The organism is Mesorhizobium sp. M0772 (genome assembly GCF_040320135.1).
Lineage (GTDB): Bacteria > Pseudomonadota > Alphaproteobacteria > Rhizobiales > Rhizobiaceae > Mesorhizobium.
In genome coordinates this window covers 1-17204 of sequence record NZ_JAMYPB010000026.1, presented here as the reverse complement: position 1 = coordinate 17204, position 17204 = coordinate 1, and the positions used below count along the sequence as shown (strand labels likewise).

The following is a 17204-nucleotide window of genomic DNA, read 5'->3' as shown; positions in this document are numbered from 1 at the left end:
CGAATTTCAAGACGCGCTCAGGCCGCCTTGCGGTTCTTCTTGGCGCCCTGCGCCTCGACGGAAAGGTGGTCCCACTTTTCCCACAGCGCGATGCGGTTGGCGTATTCCTGCTTGATCATCGGCAGGCCGCCATCGCCGAAGAAGACGCGCAGCGGCGGCTCGGCCGCGTCGACGATTTCAAGCATCGCCGGTCCGGTGGCCTCGGGGTCGCCGGCGACCGAGTTGGCGCGGCGTTCCGCCATCTTGGCGCGGGCCGGCGCGTAAGCCTCGATCGCTTTGGAGACCTTGGCCGAGGCGCCGGACCAATCGGTGGAGAAGCCGCCCGGTTCGACAAGCGTCACATGGATGCTGAATTCGGCGACCTCGATGCTGAGCGACTGGCTGAAGGCTTCGAGCGCCCATTTCGAGGCATGGTAAAGGCCGAGCGACGCAAAGGCGTTGACGCCGCCGATCGACGAGATCTGGATGATATGGCCGGAGCCCTGCGCCCGCATGATCGGCAAAGCCGCCTGGGTGACCCAGAGCGCGCCGAACACATTGGTCTCGATCTGGTCGCGGGCTTCCTGTTCGCTGACTTCCTCGATGGCGCCGAAATGGCCATAGCCGGCATTGTTGATGACGACGTCGAGCCGGCCAAAGCGCTTGTGCGCCTCGGCGATGGCCGCATCGACAGCCTTCTTGTCGGTGACGTCGAGCTTGATCGCGGCGACATTATCGCCGTATTTCGCGACGAGATCGGCGAGCGTGCCGGCATCGCGCGCGGTTGCGGCGACACGGTCGCCGCGAGCGAGTGCGGCCTCGGCCCAGACTCGGCCAAAGCCTTTCGACGATCCGGTGATGAACCAAACCTTGCTTGTCATGACGTGGAATCCTTGCCCATGCGGGCCGTGAACTGGGAAGCGGAGGCTTCTCCGCTTCCGCGATATACGGTGCGTCGAGCGATTTTCCAGAGGCGAGGGGGAATCTTTTTGGTCACGTCATCGTGTGGAGCAGGACCTTCGCCGGTCAGGGATAGCGCACCGGGCTCGACCAGGCCGGGTCGTCATGCTTTTGCCAGTAGAGCGCCATCAAGCGCTTTGTGATCCCGCCTATCTTGCCGTCGGCGACAGCAGCGCCGTCGATCACTGTCACCGGCATGATGCCGCCGGCGGTGGAAGTGATGAAGACTTCGTCGGCAGCCTTCAGCGCGGCAACGCTGACGTCGACGGCCGTGGTGGGAAGCGCTGCCTCGGCGCAGAGGTCGAAGACGGTGCGCCTGGTGATGCCGGGCAGCACGCCGGCGGCTGGCGTCGACAGCCTGCCGTCCTTGACGCAGAACACGTTGAAGCCGGGGCCTTCGGCGACATTGCCGTTGAAGTCGAGAATCAATGCGGTTTCGGCCCCACGGTCATAAGCGTCGTAGAGGCCGCGCACGAGGTCGAGCCAGTGGTAGTTCTTGATCGCCGGATCGATCGAGACCGGCGGAATGCGCACCTTGTCGCTAATGGCGACATGCAGGCCGCGCCGCAACTGCTCGGCATTGGCGACCGAGCCGAAGGGAACTGCGAAGGCCATGAAGCGGTTGACCGCCTGGCGCGGATCGCGGCTGAAGGTCGGCGAGGCGCCGCGTGTGCACAGCATTTCGACATAGGCGGCGCGATGGCCCGACAGCGCCACGCAATTGTGCAGAATCTCGGCCACGCCATCGCGGTCGGACGGGATCGTCATGCGCAGTTTTTGCAAGCCGGCGAAGAAGCGGTCGAGATGCAGGTCGAGTCGGAAGAAGCTCCCGTCCCAGACATGCACGGTGTCGTAGGTGGCGTCGGAATGCAGAAAGCCCCAATCCAGCACCGAGATCTTGGCCTGCGACATCGGCAGATACTGGCCGTCGAGGAAGGCGATGCCGTCGGGATAGGAATGCGGATCGATGTGGCGGTCGGACATGGAAGGCAATGGCACGATGCTACCCGCTGCTGCGCTTCGGTTCATGGCGATTGGTCCCTTCGGCTTGATACGGCAGAGTCAAGCTAGTGGTCCCCTGCAGGCGGCATAGGGCCACCCAACCATCGCTGTTTGTCCTAGGTAGCACATTCGATATGCCCTATGGTCCGGCCTGAAAATATCCGGCCGTGAGGGGCAAAATGGGCAGATCTTTTCGGACCATCAGCTTTGCAATTTTCCTCGTCTTCGTCACTGGCCATGCCTTCGCGCAATGCGCTCGCGAGGGCGAGGCGCTGTGCCAGAACGGCCAGACCTATCGTTGCGAGAAGACGGGCAGCGAACTGACGCCGATCTTTCAGAACGTGCCTTGCGTGGTCAACGCGGCGGGGCTCAACGGCGTCTGGACCGGCAGCGGTCATCAAAGTCCGGCCGGTGCTGCCGGCGCCGATTGGGCGATCGCAATGACAATCGGCGATGGCGCCGCGTCGATCGACTATCCGTCGCTCGGCTGCGGCGGATCGTTGACCCAGATTTCTCGCGACGACAGTTCGGCGGAATACCGGGAAAACATCAGCTATGGCCAGGACAAGTGCATCGACGGTGGCGGCATCACCGTCCGATTTTTCAAAGGGAACCTGTCCTGGACCTGGGTTGGCCAGGCCGACGGCCAGCCCTACAATGCGGTTGCCGTATTGAAGCGACGGTAGCTGAAGTTATTCCTCTTCGTCCTCTGCATCGAGCAGGCGCGTGGCGCGCCAACGGGTCAGCACCATGTTTGTTTGCTCGATGACGAAGAACCGCGCCGAGTCGCGGTCATAGCCCTCGGCCAGCAGCTTTTCATAGTCGGTATGGCCGTGCCTGATATGGGCGATCGTCGCCAGCCAGACCGCGATGCCCGGCGGCAGCGTCTTCATGTGCACGGCGCCGGCCTCGGTGCGGATTTTCTCCATATCGGCATAGGGCGCCAGGGGCAGCAGTGCGGTCAGCGCCTTGGCGATGGCGCGGCGGCGGCCGGTGGGCGCGCTCATTTTTCGTCACGCCCGGCAATGGTCGCCTCGGGAAAGGCGTCGGTCGAGGCGAAATAGGGCTTGATGTCGATCACCGGGGTGCCGTCGAGCACATCGATGGCGTCGATGGCGATGCGGCCGTGGTCGATGTCGACGGCGATCAGCCTGGCGATATGCAGCCCGACTGGGTTCGGCCGGGCAGGGGAGCGCAGCGAGAAAACGCCTTTCGGCTCAGCCGCATGGCGGGGTCTCTGGACAATCAGTGCCCGCGGCGCGTGATGCAGCCAGGACAGGAGGACGATGTGGCTGGCCCGCTCCAGCGCAAGCAGGCCGTCGCGATAGGGTGGGTCGATGAGAACGGTGGCCGCCTGTCCTGTCTCGCGGGCGGCGCGCATGTTCTTCGGGCAGCTTTCGCGCGTGGTCCATGGCGAGGCGATGCGGCCGATAAACACGATATGGCCATCCGCCGGCATGTCAGCCGGGTCAGTCTGCAGGAGCTTTTCGCCGTCGCGCTTCTCGAACATGGCTTTCGCCCTAGCACAAGTTTCCAGCTGATCGTCAGGGAAAAGCGGTTCTCTCAGGCGGGGATCATGTGTGCGGCATTTTCTTGTCAGGAAGCGACATAGGCCTTGCCATGTCGTCAAAGCTGACATAAACATATGTTTATATCTTTTTCAACGAGAACGCGCCGATGCATGTTTCGCTCAATACGATGGTTGATACATTGAAGGCTGCGGCCGAATCGAGCCGGCTCCGCATCCTGGCGCTGCTGTCGCGCGGCGATCTCACCGTGTCCGACCTCACCGAGATCCTCAGCCAGTCGCAACCGCGGGTGTCGCGGCATTTGAAGCTGCTGCTGGAGGCCGGGTTGATCGGCCGCTACCAGGAGGGCTCGTGGGCCTTCTTCCGGCTGTCGGATACGGATTCCGCGCGCGACTTCGTCATGGGGCTGGTCTCTGGCATTCGCGGCGCCGATCCACAGGTCGAGCGCGATCTCGAGCGGTTGGCATCGGTCAAGCGCAAGCGCCAGGACCGTGCCGCCGAGTATTTCTCCGAGAACGCCGCCAGCTGGGATCACATCCGCTCGCTGCATGTGCCGGACCGCGCGGTGGAAGCCGCACTCCTCAAGCTGGTCGGCAAGCGGCCATTCCAGTCGATGCTAGACCTCGGCACCGGTACCGGGCGGCTGCTGGAGATATTTTCGCCGCTCTACCGGCGCGGTGTCGGCATCGACATGTCGCGCGAAATGCTGACGGTGGCGCGGGCCAATCTCGACAAGGCAGGCATCGCCAATGCCCAGGTCCGCCAAGGCGACATTTTCGCGCCGCCGGTCGAGCGCGACGCCTTCGACCTCGTCACCATCCATCAGGTGCTGCACTATCTGGACGATCCCGCCCGCGCCATCCGCGAGGCGGCAAGGCTGCTGCGCCCGTCGGGCCGGCTGGTGATCGTCGATTTCGCGCCGCATGCACTGGAATTCCTGCGAGACCAGCATGCGCATGTCAGGCTGGGCTTTTCCGACCGCCAGATCTCCGAATGGTTTGCCGATGCCGGGCTCGATCTCGGGGATGCCCAGGAATTCGAGCCGCGCGGCGGCAACGAAGCCAGGCTCACCGTCAAGCTGTGGCTCGGCCGCGACCGCCGCATGCTGATCGCCGAGCCTTCAAATGACACCCAACCCACCAAAGCGTACCCTATGGGGGAAATCGCCTGATGAACCAGTTCCGCTTTTCCCGCCGTCCCGACATTGGCGACAAGGTCCGCGTCTCCTTCGAGTTCTTCCCGCCGAAGACCGACGAGATGGAAGCCAGGCTCTGGGACACCGTCACCAGGCTGGAGCCGCTGAAGCCGAGATTCGTCTCGGTGACCTATGGCGCCGGCGGCTCGACGCGGGAGCGCACGGCGCGCACGGTCAAGCGCATCCTGAACGAGACGGCGCTGACGCCGGCGGCGCACATGACCTGCGTCGACGCCGCCCGCCATGAGGTCGATGCCGTGGTCCGCGAATTCGCCGATATGGGCGTGAAGCGCTTCGTTGCCTTGCGCGGCGATCCGGCGGCGGGTGTCGGTACGGCCTACCGGCCGCATCCCGATGGCTATGCCAATGGCGCCGAACTTGTCGGAGCGCTGAAGGACGCCGGCGATTTCGACATCTCGGTCTCGGCCTATCCCGAAAAGCATCCGGAAAGCCCCGACTTCGCCACCGACTTCGACATGCTGAAGCGCAAGGCCGACAATGGCGCGACGCGGGCGATCACCCAGTTCTTCTTCGACAACGATCTCTACGAGCGTTATGTCGAGAAGGCGCGCCGTGCCGGCATCTACATCCCGATCGTGCCTGGCATCCTGCCGGTGCACAATTTCACCCAGGTCGCCAATTTCTCGGCGCGCTGCGGCGCGCTGGTGCCGGCATGGCTGGCCGAGCGTTTCGAAGGGCTGCACAACGATCCGCAGACGCATGCGCTCGTGGCGTCTGCCGTGGCGGCCGAGCAGGTGCTCGATCTCGTCGAGCGCGGCGTCAGCGACTTCCATTTCTACACCATGAACCGGGCCGACCTGGTGTTTGCCATCTGCCATATGATCGGCATCCGCTCCCATGAAACAGAGGCAGCTGGATCCGCCGCCGCCTGAGCTTCATCGTGGTATGAAATCTGAAATGCAAAAGGCCGGGCGAAACACCCGGCCTTTCGAATTTGTGGGCTATTGCTGCTGTTCTTCCGCTCCGGCGGTTACGGAAGAACACCTATGATAAGGGCGCCAATGAAGGCAAATGCAGCACAGATCATCAATGCGTTGATTGGCCTCGTAAGTCCCATGTCATAGTCTCCTCTTCAAGAGCTATGGGTGGAGTCTAGGGGCATTTGTGCCACAGGCAAGCGGAAAATATGCTGCAATGCGACGCGATTGTGGAATTTGCGACCTGCCACCTGTCGTTAAGCGTTGAAACTCTTCGGCAAAAGCCGCTGGCAGCCTGTGAATAAATTGTGACGCGGCCGTGGCGAAAGCGAGGCATGGCAGCGCTACCAGACCTAAAGCGCGTCGTTGTCCCAAAACCGCTGCGCACTTTTGGTCGACAGGCATTAGCGCCGACCAAACAACCGCCCGTCGATCGTCACCAGGCCAAGCGCGATCAGTGCCATGCCGCAGAACTCGAACAGAGCGAGCCGCTCGCCGAGGAACAGGAGGCCGAGTAGGATGGCGCTGGCCGGGACGATGAGCGTGACCAGCGAGGCGTTGGTGGCGCCGGCCGAGGCGACGAGGTTGAAATAGAGGATGTAGGCGAAGGCGGTGGAGAGCAGCGCCAGCGCCAGCACCGCCGTCCAGACCGGCGGCGAGGCCGAGAACAGGCCGGCCGGGCCATAGGTGAGCAGCACCACCGGGATCATGATGATGGTCGACGCCGTCAATTGTCCGGTGGCGATGACCGGCGAGGGCACGCCCTTGAAGCGGCGGGCAATCATCAGCGCGACGGCGTAAGACAGCGAAGCGCCGATCAGCGCGAATTTCGCCCAGACCGGGCCGCCGAGCCCGGCCAGCAGGCCGGGGCCGATCATGACAGCGGTGCCGGCAATGCCGAGCCCGATGCCGGCAAGCTTGTTCCAGGAGAGCTTTTCGTCCGCTGTCAGCGCGTTGGCGAGGATCAGCGTCCAGAACGGCGTCGTCGCATTGAGCACCGAGGCGACGCCGGCGCCAAGCGCGGTCTGGCCGGCAAAGATCAGCGAGAACGGGACGACATTGTTGGCGAGCGCCAAAAGGAAAAACAGGCCGGCATGCGGGAAGGCGAGACGGAAGGACGGACCGCGAATGCCGAGATAGAGCTGCAGTGCAATGGCCGCGATGGCAACGCGAAACAGCACCAGCACCAGCGGGTGCATTTCGGCAACGGCGATGCGGGCAAAGAAGAACGAGCCGCCCCAGATGGCGCCGAGCAGCAGAAGCTGTCCCCAGTCCCTCAGCGTCATCGGTCCGCGCTGCACGGCTGTCGTGGCTATTGCCATCGTGAACGTCCTTCCCCGCGGCATCAATGCCAGCCACTCAGGCAGAAGGCATATCGGGTCCGGCGACAAGAGCCACCCGAAACCTGATTGCTGGCAACAGTGCTGCCAGGAGGGTGCGCCGCTGGGTCAGTGCCCGCCAGACACAGAATTGTTTTCTTTGGCCGCTAGCTTGGATTAATTGTGCGCAGCCGAGAAGTCAGGGGATTCGTCCATGCAGCGATTCGAGAATGCCCGCGAGGCGGCGCTGGCGCTTCGGCCGGACGATCCGGTCTACTGCTTTCGCCCGCAGGTGCTGAAGGCGGATGCCAAACAGTTCATGGGCATGTTTCCCGGCAAGACCGCCTACGCAGTCAAGACCAATGGCGAGCAGATCGTGCTGAAGGCGCTGGTCGAAGCCGGCGTCACCGCTTTCGATGTGGCCTCGCCCGGCGAGTTCGCCGCAGTGCGCGCCGTCTCACCCGACGCCGAGATGCTCTACATGCATCCGGTCAAGGCGCAGTCGGACATCAAGCTTGCGCTGGAAAAATACGCCATCCGGGTCATTTCGCTCGACCATGAGGACGAGATCACCAAGCTGACGCGGGTGGTGCGGGCGCTTGACATCGATCCGGGCTCCATCAGCGTGTTCGTGCGAATCCAGACCAAGGGTTCGGCGGCCTATGAACTGTCGAAGAAATTCGGCGCCGGGCCGGCCTATGCGGTGGAACTCGCCGAGCGGCTCAACCGCACCGGCTACAAGGTCGGCCTGTGCTTCCATGTCGGCAGCCAGATCGAGGATCCCGACACCTATGAACGGGCACTGGCCTCCGCCGATTGGGTGCGCAACCGGCTGACCTTCGACATTGCGGGCCTCGATGTCGGCGGCGGCTTTCCCGCCGAGTACGGCCATGACCCCAATCGCAAGCAGATCGAGATGCCGTCGCTCGGCCAGATCATGTCGCGGCTGTCGGGCGACCTGAGGGAATACCAGTTCGACCAGATCCCGTTGGTGGCCGAGCCCGGCCGGGTGATCGTGGCGCGCTGCCTGTCGCTGATCGTGCGGGTGCTGCTGCGCAAGGGCAAGCGGCTCTACATCAATGACGGCATCTGGGCGTCGCTGTCGGATTCTTGGACCGGCAAGATCACACTGCCGGCCCGCTTCATCCCCGATCCGGCGATCCGCTCGCGCAATGGCGAGGAGAAGAACATCGTGCCGTTCAAGGTCTGCGGCGCGACCTGCGATTCCGTCGACATCCTGTCGCGGCCGTTCTGGCTGCCGGAAACCGTCGACACCGGCGACTGGATCGAGATCGGCCATATCGGTGCCTATTCGCTGTCGCTGAGAACCCGCTTCAACGGCTTTTATCCCGATACCTTCGTCGAGGTGACGACACCCTTCGATGAAGGCGATGCGCCGCAGGGATTCGCCAGCCTGGAGACAATGGCGGATTAGGCGACGCCTCCACCGGCCTGGATATTCTCGCCGGTCAGCCAGCGGGCCTCGTCGCTGGCCAGGAAGACCGCGACATCGGCAACGTCGCGGGGCGCGCCGATCCTGCCAAATGGAGACATGCCGGCCGCCACGGCGCGATCGCGCTCGGGAAGCAGGTCCGTGTCGGTGAAGCCAGGCGACAGCGCATTCACGGTGATGCCGCGCGGTCCGAGTTCACGCGAGAGCACACGGACGAATTGTTCGACGGCGCCCTTGCTGCCGAGATAGAGCGCCGTTTGCGTGAAGAACATCTTGGTGCCGCCGGTGGAGACCGCGATGATGCGGCCACCGTTTCGCACACGGCGCGCTGCTTCCTGAAGCACGAAGAAGGTGCCCTTGGCATTGGTGCCGAAGACATGGTCGAAATCGGCTTCGGTTGCCTCCGTCAGAGGCTTGATGACGGCGACGCCGACATTGGCAACCACGATGTCGATCGCGCCGAACTCACTCTCAGCCTCGTCAAACAGGCGATGAATATCCGAGACGCTTGATATGTCGGCCTGGACGGCGATCGCCTTTCCTCTCCTGCCGGCGATGGCGGCCACGACCTCGTCAGCGGCTTCGTGGTTGCCGACATAGTTGACGACGACGGCAGCGCCCTTGGAGGCGAGTCCTTCGGCGATGGCTCGCCCAATGCCGCGCGAACTGCCGGTGACGAGTGCGGTTTTGCCTTGCAAGGACTTGGGCATGATACGTTTCCTTCAATCATTCAGGCCCGTGCCGGTTTCATCTGACGGGTCCGCTAGTCGAGAAATAGGGCCATGCAACTGATCAGATAATGGCCTATTATCTGACTAGCTTGTTAATCTAGGGATACACAATGCGCGGTTCTGAATTCGCCGAGCTCAAGGCATTCGCCGCAATCGTGGAAGAGCGTAGTTTCGTCCGCGCCGCCGCCCGGCTGCGTGTTTCCCCGCCGGCGCTCAGCCAGTCGATTCGGCAACTGGAGGCTCGCATCGGCATCAGGTTGCTGAATCGCACGACGCGTAGTGTTTCACCCACTGGTGCCGGCGAGACGCTGTTTGCGCGCCTTGCCGTTGCGTTCGAAGAGCTGGAGGGCGCCGTAGCGGACATTCAAGCCGCGCGTGATCGGCCGGCGGGTTCGCTACGAATAAACGTGCCGCGTGTTGCCGCGGTGCGGTTCATCGGCCCGATCCTTGGCGACTTCCAACGCGCCTATCCTGATATCGCGCTGACCGTCATCGTCGACGATACGCTGACCGACATTGTTCGAGGACGGTTCGATGCCGGAATCAGGCTTGGCGAGCGGCTGGAGAAGGACATGGTGGCAGTGAAACTGAGCGGGGATTTGCAGATGGCGGCGGTGGCCGCTCCCGTCTATCTCGAAAATCGGGCCATACCGCGCCATCCGCAGGAGTTGCATCAGCACCAATGCATAACATTCCAGTGGCCTGGTGGCGGCAACCTCTATCGATGGGAGTTCGCGCGCGGCAAACGGTCTCTGGAAATCGCCGTCGAGGGCAGCCTGACTGTTAACGACACCGAGCTGATGCTGAACGCGGCGCTGGGTGGAGCAGGCGTTGCCTACATGATCGACTATCAGGTCCAGTCCTGGATCAATGCGGGCAGGCTGATGAGATTTCTAGAGCCCTGGTCGCCCAGCTTTCCAGGCTTCTTCCTGTATCACCCGAGTTCGAGGCACGTCCCCCCGGCTTTGCGGGCATTTATCGACTTCGTCCGGGCAAGGAGTAGGGAATAAGGAACCCAGCTTGGGCAGATTCTACTCACAGTTTCCCCAAAAGCTCCGGCGTCGGCCAGCCGTCGACCGGCATGCCGAGCCGCATCTGTTCCTTGCGGATGGCTTCGCGGGTGTTGGTGCCCAGAATGCCGTCGACGGTGCCGACGTCATAGCCCCTGGCTTCGAGCTTGGTCTGCAATTCCTTCATCTGGTCGCCATTGAGCCCGGTTTCGGGATTGCGCGGGTCGAACTGCTTTGCCCCGGCCAGCCGGCTGGCGAAGTTGGCGGCGGTCAGCGCGTAGGTGAAGGACTGGTTCCATTCGAGATAGACGTCGAAATTGTCGTAGGCGAGGAAGGCCGGACCTTTGCGGCCCATCGGCAGCGCCAGGCCGGCCTTCAGGCCATTGTCGATCAGCGGCGTGCCATCGGGATTGGTGACGCCCCAGGCGGCCCATTGCGACAGCGGCAACTTGTTGGTGCGGCCGGTCTGCTCCCAGGGCATGTCCTCGGGCACGCGCACTTCCTCGATCCAGGGCTGGTCGCGTTTCCAGCCGCGCGACAGCACCTTGTTGGCCGTGGTCATGATCACGTCGGGTACGCTGCGCCTGAGGTCGACGATGCCGTCGCCGTCGCCGTCGACTCCGCGCGCGAGATAATCGGAAGGCAGGATCTGCGTCTGGCCGATCTCGCCGGCCCAGGCGCCGGTGACGTCGGCCGGAACGACGCCGCGATCGATCAGCGTCAACAGCGGCACCAGTTGCGGCCGAAACAGCTGCGGCCGGCGGCAGTCATGCGACAGCGTCACCAAGGCGCTCAGCGTGTGGAAATCGCCCTGTACGGCGCCGAAATCGGTCTCCAGCCCCCAGAAGGCGGTGATGATCGGCGCCTGGACACCGAACTGCTGGTCGGCGCGCGCAAAGATTTCGGCGTATTTCTTCAGGTTGGCCGCGCCCTGCTTCAGCCGGTAGGCCGAGATCATGCGGTTGGAGAACTGGATGAAGGTCTGGGCGAAGACGCCCTGGGCGCGGTCACGCGCCAGCACCTTGTCGTCGATGGTGGCGGCTTCCAGCGCGTCAAGGCCGACAGCGCCGACACCGGCTGCCTTGGCTTCCGCCGCCACGCCTTGCTTCCAGGCTTCGAAGTCGCCGCCGCATTCCTGCGCTCCCGCCGGCATCGCCGTAGCGCCGAGCAGCAGGCCCGCGAGCAGCCCGGAGCGCAATCGGCTCCTCGACTGTTTCCGGCGTGGATATCCCAGTGGCTGCAGGTAGGTGCGCATGGGACGTCGAAAAGCAGGCGGCAGAGCCGGTGTCAACGGGTGTTCTGCCGCAGCCATTTTTTCCAGGCTGCCTCAGTGCCGTTGAAGACGTTGATATCGGACTTGCCGGTCATGCCGGGAACGATACCGGTTCCGGTGTATTGCCAGAAGGTGAAAGGGTGGCTGCCGTACTTTTGGCGGGGGTGGCCGGCCACCGAGCGCAGCCAGTAGGGATAGCCGCGGAACGTCGAAAGGTCGTTATCGTCGAAGAAGTCGACCGAGGTGTAGATGATCGGCTTCTTGCCATAGTGCCGCTCGATCATCTCGAGAAAGGTGGTCATTTCGGCCCGCACCGTCGCCGAATCCGGGCGCAGCCGGCAGGTCGGCGATTGCGGGTTCCACTCCATGTCGAGCACCGGCGGCATGGCCGAGCGGTCGACGGGCACGTTCTGGATGAACCAGCGCGCCTGGGTGGCGGCCGGCGTGCAGAAATAGAAGAAATGGTAGGCCGCGCGCGGAATGCCATTGGCCTTGGTGCGGGACCAATGCTCGTTGAAATACTCGTCGAAGCGGTCGCCGCCCTCGGTCGCCTTGATGAAGGCGAAGGAGATGCCGCTGGCCTTGGCCGTCGGCCAGTCGACCGAGGTCTGGTATTTGGAGACGTCGGTGCCGTGAACGGCATAGTTCCAAGGCGCGCCGCTATCCCATTCATGCGGCTTGGAATCTTCGAAACGCGGTGCGCGCACGGCAACCGTCGGGCTGCTGGATGGCGACATCGAGGGCACGAGATCGCCGGCGGTCGAGCAGGCGGCCAGCAGCGTCAACGTGATGAGGGCCGCGAAACGGCGCATCGCATTTCCCGAGCCGGAATCAGCCGGTCGCTGTTGGGTTGTCGTTGCAAGTGCCCCTCAGGCGATCGCCCCACAGCATCGCCTGATACGCTATTTTCGTGCATGTCGTTGTCCCAAAACCGCTGCGCACTTTTGGGCGACATGCATCAGTGATCGCCGATCATGGTTGATAACAGGTTGACGGCGCTCGACAAGAACACCGATTGTGCGGAAGCAATGGCGGCAAATCGATGACATAAATCGGGCCGCAAGCCACGGCCAGCGGAAAAGCAGGGACGGAAAGATGCGGATCGCCGTGAAGATCATCAAATGGCTGCTCGGCCTGGTCGTGTTGGCCATAGCCGCCCTGTTTACCTGGCTCTACATCGCGCCGCCCGACCTGATCCGGGTCGGTTCCGGTTATTCCGCCAAGATTGTCTGCTCCAATGTTTTTATCGCCGGCCGTGATCCCAATGAGGTGCTTGCCATCGACGTGCAGGCGCCTGGCCATCCGCTTCTCAGGCTGATGAAGGTGTCGGTCGACAAGAACAGGGGGACCGTCTCGGCCGGGCTGCTTGGCTTCCTCGGCAAGAGCGTTGCCGTTGCGCGCGCCGGCCTGGGTTGCGCGTCGGTTCCCGATGGCGACGTCGGCAAGGCACGGCGCACGTCAATCCCTGCCGAGGCGTCGGCGGCCACCAAGGGCGATCTGTGGCCCGAGGGAGATCGAGTCGACGCCTCGCAAAATCCCGAAATCAACAAGATCCTGGACGGTGCGGCAATGACCGGCATCGGCATGCGCGCCGTGGTGGTGGTCAAAAACGGCCGCATTGTTGCGGAGCGTTATGGCGACGGATTTTCGGCGAAAACGCCGCTGCTGGGCTGGTCTATGACCAAGACGGTCAATGCCGCGCTTGTCGGCACGCTGGTCAAGGACGGCAAGATGGCTGTGACCAGCCAGGGCCTGTTCGGCTCATGGAAGGCGGACGGCCGCGCCGCCATCAGCCTTGCCGATATGATGGCGATGTCGAGCGGACTCGAGTTCAACGAGGATTATGGCGACGTTGCCGATGTGACGCGCATGCTCTACCTCGAACCGGATATGGCGGGCTTCGCCGAGGCCAAGCCGCTGACCGGCGACGTCGGCAAGGTCTTTTCCTATTCGAGCGGCACGGCGGTGATGCTGTCGCGGCTGTGGCAGGATGCTATCGGCGACAAGGACAAGGCGCTGATGTGGCCAAGGGCAGCGCTGTTCGGGCCGCTCGGCATGCAAAGCGCGGTGCTCGAAACCGACGAGGAGGGTACCTTTGTCGGCTCATCCTACCTCTATGCCACGGGGCATGACTGGGCGCGGTTCGGCCAATTCCTGCTGCAGGGCGGCGTCTGGAACGGCAACCAGATCCTGCCGGCCGGTTTCGTCGACTGGATGCGCGAACCGGCACCGGCCTCGAAAGTCTACGGCAAGGGGCAACTTTGGATCGAAGCCCCGGGGGACGAAGGAAATCCCGGCGCCGGCGTCGCCGCCGGCCTGCCCAACGATACCTACTGGATGGAGGGCCATGACGGCCAGACAGTCGCCATCATCCCGTCGGAGCAGTTGGTGGTGGTGCGGCTCGGGCTGACGCCGGCCAAGCTCGGCTACCGGCCGCAGGTGATGGTCGGCGCGCTGATGAAGGCACTGCGCTAGCTCCCTTTACCCTCCCCTTGATGGGGAGGGTCGGCGCGTAGCGCCGGGGCGGGGTGCCTGGCCACCCCCGCCTTGGGCGCGGCCTCCCCCATCGAGGGGGAGGTAAGAGTGCGCGATCTTGACGACCGCCAGCCAGGCATAGCCGCGATAAAGCGCGCGGAAACAGAAGCTTGCGCCGGTTCGCCGAGATTCCGATTCCAAGACTTCGCGCAATGATTCACGTGGCGTGACATGGAATTTCTTGAGCCAGCCGCGCAGCAATGTCCGGAACCAGTTGGGCAAGCCTTCCTGCTGGCCGAAATCGACGACATGCAGCGAGCCGCCGGGTGCGAGTGCCGCAAGGGCTGCTGAAACCGTCTTTTCCCAGCCGGGGATCATCGACAGCGAATAGGACACGAAGATGCGGTCGAAGCGCTCGATGCCGAACAGCGTCTTGGCGTCGAAATCGGTGGCGTCGCCGCGCGCCAGCACGACGCGGCCGGACAGGCCGTCGCGGCCGATCGCCTTGCCGGCGGTCTCCAGCATCTCGGCCGAGATGTCGAGGCCGTAGAGGCGGGCGTCGGGATAGCGGCGGGCGGCAAGCGCGATGTTGCGGCCGGTGCCGCAGCCAAGTTCGAGCACTCTGCCATTCGCCGGCACATCCAGCCCGGATATCATCTGGTCGCGGCCGAGCAGGTAATATTTGCGAGTCAGGTCGTAGATGTGGCGCTGCCAGCGATAGACGCCGTCCATCAGTTCGGCATGGTCGGCCGGCAGCTCGCTCGCGCTCATGCCGCGCGCTTCACATAGAGGTGGAAGCCGCCATAGATGGCCGAGCGGTCGCGGGCCGAACAGTCGCGCGAGGCCTCGTCCTCGTAGGTCCACTGGTCGAGCAGCGAGATCGAGACGCGGCCCGGCAGCAGGCTGGGCTCGGCGGCGGTACGGAAGATGACTCGGGCGCCGACCGAGGCGGTGCGGGTGATCTCCGACCAAAGGGCATTGAGCTGGTCGTTCGTCATCCAGTCCTGCGCGTCGAGCAGGACGAAACGGTCGACGGTGCCTGCGTCCTTGCCGGCCAGAAATTCGATCAGATTGGCGTGGTGGATGCCGACGCGATCGACATTGTTGCGGATCGCCTTGTAGTTGGCCTCTTCTAGATAGGCGGGCAGGGCGGCCTCACCCGGATTGGGATAGCGACGGGCGAAGGCTTGCCAAGCGAAGTAGTTGTTCTTCAGCGGAAAATCGCAAGCGAGCTTTTCCAGCCGGGCCTTCAGCACGCTGGCCATCGAACCATCGCCCGAGGTGATCAGCGAATCGTACTGCGCCGGCGGAATGCCGAGGCCGAACAGCGAAGCCTTGCGCGAGGTAGCCCAGCGCAACAGCTTCTTGTCGAAGACCGGCGCCAGCTCTTCGTTGAAGAAGCGGCGCTGGTCGGCGAGGCTCTTCGACGCCATGATACCGGCGGGATCGACGCCGAAGAATTTGGCGATGCGGTGGCCCATGGCGATGAACAGGCCGAGCAGGCCGGTCTGGTAGAAATTGCGGTCGAAGACGGTGATGCGCCGGCGGCCGCGCCAGCTGCGACGCTCCCAATAGTGGCGGCTGACCGGGTCGAGATGCGGCGCGATGAAGCGGTCATAGGCTTGCGAATTGTGGTTGGTGTCGGCGGCGCCGAAGAAACGGAACAGATCGCCCTGCGAGGGCAGATGCCGCACCGCCTCCAGCATCATCCGGTTCAAGGCGATGTGGGCGGCGTTGAGGTCGACCGCATCGACGCGTTCAGGCGAGCGGGTGAGGTAGGCGAGGATGTTGCAGCCGCCCGACGCTATGGTGACGACGCGGTGGCCCTGGCCAAGCTGCATGGCCTCCATGTCGACTTCAGGGTCTTCCCAGATCTGCGGATAGACGAGACCGGAAAACAAGAGGGCGAACAGCCGCTCCGAGATGCCGGCCTTCGACAGCGGGCGGTTCTGGTAGACGGCTTTTCCAACTTCCTTGCCGCGGCGAAAAACGAGATCCGAGGAGACGTCCGTCATGGCAAAGTGATTCCCCATTTGCTTTGCCGCAAGCGGGTAACTCAGGGGCATGACAGGCGGGTGACAGGCTGTTGACGCGAGTTCAGGCCTTGCCAAATCCCCCCGGTGTCGGCGTTGTCAGGATGACGGCGTCGCCGGCGTCGAGCACGGTCTGGTCGCAGGCCTTCAGCGTCTCGACGCTGCCGTCCTGGCGGCGGACCTTGGTCGAGCCGACCTCGCCGTCACCGCCGCCGTCGAGGCCTTGCGGCGGGCGGTTGCGGTGCGAGGACAGGATGGCGCATTCCATCTTTTCTAGGAAACGGATCGTCCGCCTGGTGCCGTCGCCGGCGCTCCATTCGCCTTTGCCGCCGGAGCCTTCGCGAATGTGAAAATCCTCGAGCAGCACGGGAAAGCGCAATTCCAGCACCTCCGGGTCGGTCAGGCGCGAATTGGTCATGTGGGTGTGGACGCCGGATGTCCCGGCAAAGCCGCGGCCGGAGTTCATCCGGCCTGCCGGCGAACCGGAGCAGATGGTCTCGTAATACTGGTACTGCTTGTTGCCGAAGGTCAGGTTGTTCATCGTGCCTTGCGCATTGGCCATGGCACCCATGGCGCCGAACAGCGCGTTGGTGACGTGCTGCGAGGTCTCGACATTGCCGGCGACGACGGCGGCGGGGTAGGCGGGCTTCAGCATCGAGCCTTCGGGGATGATGATGTTGATCGGCCGCAGGCAGCCGGCATTCATCGGGATCATGTCCTCGACCATGACGCGGAAGGCATAGAGCACGGCGGCGCGGGCGACGGGCTCGGGCGCGTTGAAATTGTTCTTCATGACAGGCGAGGTGCCGGTGAAGTCCACGGTCGCCTCGCGCTTTTGCCGATCGACGGTTATCTTCACCTTGATCACCTGGCCGGTGTCGGTCGGGTATTCGTACTCGGAACTATCTGGCAGTCGCTCCAGCACGCGGCGCACGCTTTCGGCGGCGTTGTCCTGGACATGGCCCATATAGGCTTCGACGACGTCGAGACCGAAATGGGTGACCATCTTGCGCAATTCCGCCACGCCCTTTTCGTTCGCGGCGATCTGCGCCTTTAGGTCGGCGATGTTCTGATGCGGGTTGCGGGCGGGATAGGGGTGGTCGGTGAGCAGCGTTTGCAACTCCGTCTCGCGGAATTTTCCACGATCGACGACGCGGAAATTGTCGAACAGCACGCCTTCCTCGTCGACCGTGGTGGCAAGCGGCGTCATCGAGCCCGGTGCCGTGCCGCCGATGTCGGCATGGTGGCCGCGCGAGGCTACGTAGAAGATTACTTCCTCCCCCCTTGAGGGGGAGGAAGTAATCTTC

At 63.5% G+C, this 17204-nt stretch carries 17 protein-coding genes; 6 read left to right on the top strand and 11 right to left on the bottom strand.

From position 1 onward, the window contains the following. Nucleotides 1-17: 17 nt before the first annotated feature. Both NKI06_RS18140 and NKI06_RS18135 read right to left on the bottom strand, forming a co-directional pair. Nucleotides 18-860 (bottom strand): SDR family oxidoreductase, encoded by an 843-nt coding sequence (locus tag NKI06_RS18140; RefSeq protein ID WP_352986487.1) that lies wholly within the window; start codon nucleotides 858-860, stop codon nucleotides 18-20. A 145-nt stretch (nucleotides 861-1005) separates the two neighbouring features. Then, nucleotides 1006-1968, bottom strand: coding sequence for a D-amino acid aminotransferase (locus NKI06_RS18135; protein ID WP_023682160.1), 963 nt, complete (start codon nucleotides 1966-1968; stop codon nucleotides 1006-1008). Nucleotides 1969-2120: 152 nt separating this feature from the next. Between NKI06_RS18135 and NKI06_RS18130 the strand changes: the two genes are divergently transcribed. Next, nucleotides 2121-2627, top strand: coding sequence for a hypothetical protein (locus tag NKI06_RS18130; protein ID WP_023682159.1), 507 nt, complete (start codon nucleotides 2121-2123; stop codon nucleotides 2625-2627). A gap of 6 nt (nucleotides 2628-2633) precedes the next feature. Here NKI06_RS18130 and NKI06_RS18125 read toward each other — a convergent pair whose 3' ends face one another. Further along, a complete protein-coding gene (locus NKI06_RS18125; protein WP_023668245.1) occupies nucleotides 2634-2948 on the bottom strand; it encodes a DUF2293 domain-containing protein in 315 nt (104 codons plus the stop codon). Next, nucleotides 2945-3451, bottom strand: coding sequence for a tRNA (N6-threonylcarbamoyladenosine(37)-N6)-methyltransferase TrmO (gene tsaA, locus NKI06_RS18120; RefSeq protein WP_023753070.1), 507 nt, complete (start codon nucleotides 3449-3451; stop codon nucleotides 2945-2947). The genes NKI06_RS18125 and tsaA overlap by 4 nt, the downstream gene beginning before the upstream one ends. A gap of 167 nt (nucleotides 3452-3618) precedes the next feature. Here tsaA and NKI06_RS18115 point away from each other — a divergent pair, with 167 nt between their 5' ends. Continuing rightward, nucleotides 3619-4641: an ArsR/SmtB family transcription factor gene (locus tag NKI06_RS18115; protein WP_023753069.1), complete on the top strand. Its 1023-nt coding sequence runs from the start codon at nucleotides 3619-3621 to the stop codon at nucleotides 4639-4641. Continuing rightward, nucleotides 4641-5558: a methylenetetrahydrofolate reductase [NAD(P)H] gene (gene metF / locus NKI06_RS18110; RefSeq protein ID WP_023690856.1), complete on the top strand. Its 918-nt coding sequence runs from the start codon at nucleotides 4641-4643 to the stop codon at nucleotides 5556-5558. The genes NKI06_RS18115 and metF overlap by 1 nt, the downstream gene beginning before the upstream one ends. 449 nt (nucleotides 5559-6007) lie before the next feature. Here metF and NKI06_RS18105 read toward each other — a convergent pair whose 3' ends face one another. Beyond that, complete coding sequence (locus NKI06_RS18105; RefSeq protein WP_023682155.1) at nucleotides 6008-6925, bottom strand: DMT family transporter; 918 nt, start codon at nucleotides 6923-6925, stop codon at nucleotides 6008-6010. A 211-nt stretch (nucleotides 6926-7136) separates the two neighbouring features. Here NKI06_RS18105 and NKI06_RS18100 point away from each other — a divergent pair, with 211 nt between their 5' ends. Next, complete coding sequence (locus NKI06_RS18100) at nucleotides 7137-8357, top strand: alanine racemase (RefSeq protein ID WP_023668250.1); 1221 nt, start codon at nucleotides 7137-7139, stop codon at nucleotides 8355-8357. Here the strand turns inward: NKI06_RS18100 and NKI06_RS18095 are convergent. Further along, nucleotides 8354-9085 (bottom strand): SDR family oxidoreductase, encoded by a 732-nt coding sequence (locus tag NKI06_RS18095; RefSeq protein WP_023682154.1) that lies wholly within the window; start codon nucleotides 9083-9085, stop codon nucleotides 8354-8356. The genes NKI06_RS18100 and NKI06_RS18095 overlap by 4 nt on opposite strands. Before the next feature lie 131 nt (nucleotides 9086-9216). Between NKI06_RS18095 and NKI06_RS18090 the strand changes: the two genes are divergently transcribed. Next, the gene (locus NKI06_RS18090) at nucleotides 9217-10116 is read left to right on the top strand and encodes a LysR family transcriptional regulator (protein WP_023682153.1); all 900 of its coding nucleotides are present in this window, start codon (nucleotides 9217-9219) and stop codon (nucleotides 10114-10116) included. A 25-nt stretch (nucleotides 10117-10141) separates the two neighbouring features. On the opposite strand, the gene NKI06_RS18085 is transcribed toward NKI06_RS18090, so the two are convergent. Both NKI06_RS18085 and NKI06_RS18080 read right to left on the bottom strand, forming a co-directional pair. Further along, on the bottom strand, nucleotides 10142-11371 hold the full coding sequence (locus NKI06_RS18085; RefSeq protein ID WP_502900598.1) for a lytic murein transglycosylase: 1230 nt from the start codon (nucleotides 11369-11371) through the stop codon (nucleotides 10142-10144). 32 nt (nucleotides 11372-11403) lie between these two features. Beyond that, nucleotides 11404-12201, bottom strand: coding sequence for a glycoside hydrolase family 25 protein (locus tag NKI06_RS18080; RefSeq protein WP_023668254.1), 798 nt, complete (start codon nucleotides 12199-12201; stop codon nucleotides 11404-11406). A 283-nt stretch (nucleotides 12202-12484) separates the two neighbouring features. Between NKI06_RS18080 and NKI06_RS18075 the strand changes: the two genes are divergently transcribed. Continuing rightward, nucleotides 12485-13864 (top strand): serine hydrolase domain-containing protein, encoded by a 1380-nt coding sequence (locus NKI06_RS18075; protein ID WP_352986485.1) that lies wholly within the window; start codon nucleotides 12485-12487, stop codon nucleotides 13862-13864. A 6-nt stretch (nucleotides 13865-13870) separates the two neighbouring features. On the opposite strand, the gene NKI06_RS18070 is transcribed toward NKI06_RS18075, so the two are convergent. The 3 genes from NKI06_RS18070 to NKI06_RS18060 form a co-directional block, all read right to left on the bottom strand. Then, entirely contained in the window at nucleotides 13871-14635 is a 765-nt protein-coding gene (locus NKI06_RS18070; RefSeq protein ID WP_352986483.1) for a class I SAM-dependent methyltransferase, read from the bottom strand. Next, nucleotides 14632-15930 carry a BtaA family protein gene (locus tag NKI06_RS18065; protein ID WP_352986481.1) on the bottom strand — a complete coding sequence of 433 codons (1299 nt, stop codon included), beginning with the start codon at nucleotides 15928-15930 and terminating at the stop codon, nucleotides 14632-14634. The genes NKI06_RS18070 and NKI06_RS18065 overlap by 4 nt, the downstream gene beginning before the upstream one ends. Nucleotides 15931-15961: 31 nt before the next feature. After that, nucleotides 15962-17204, bottom strand: a 1243-nt coding sequence (locus NKI06_RS18060; RefSeq protein WP_352986479.1) for a hydantoinase B/oxoprolinase family protein, incomplete at its 5' end; no start/stop codon positions are given.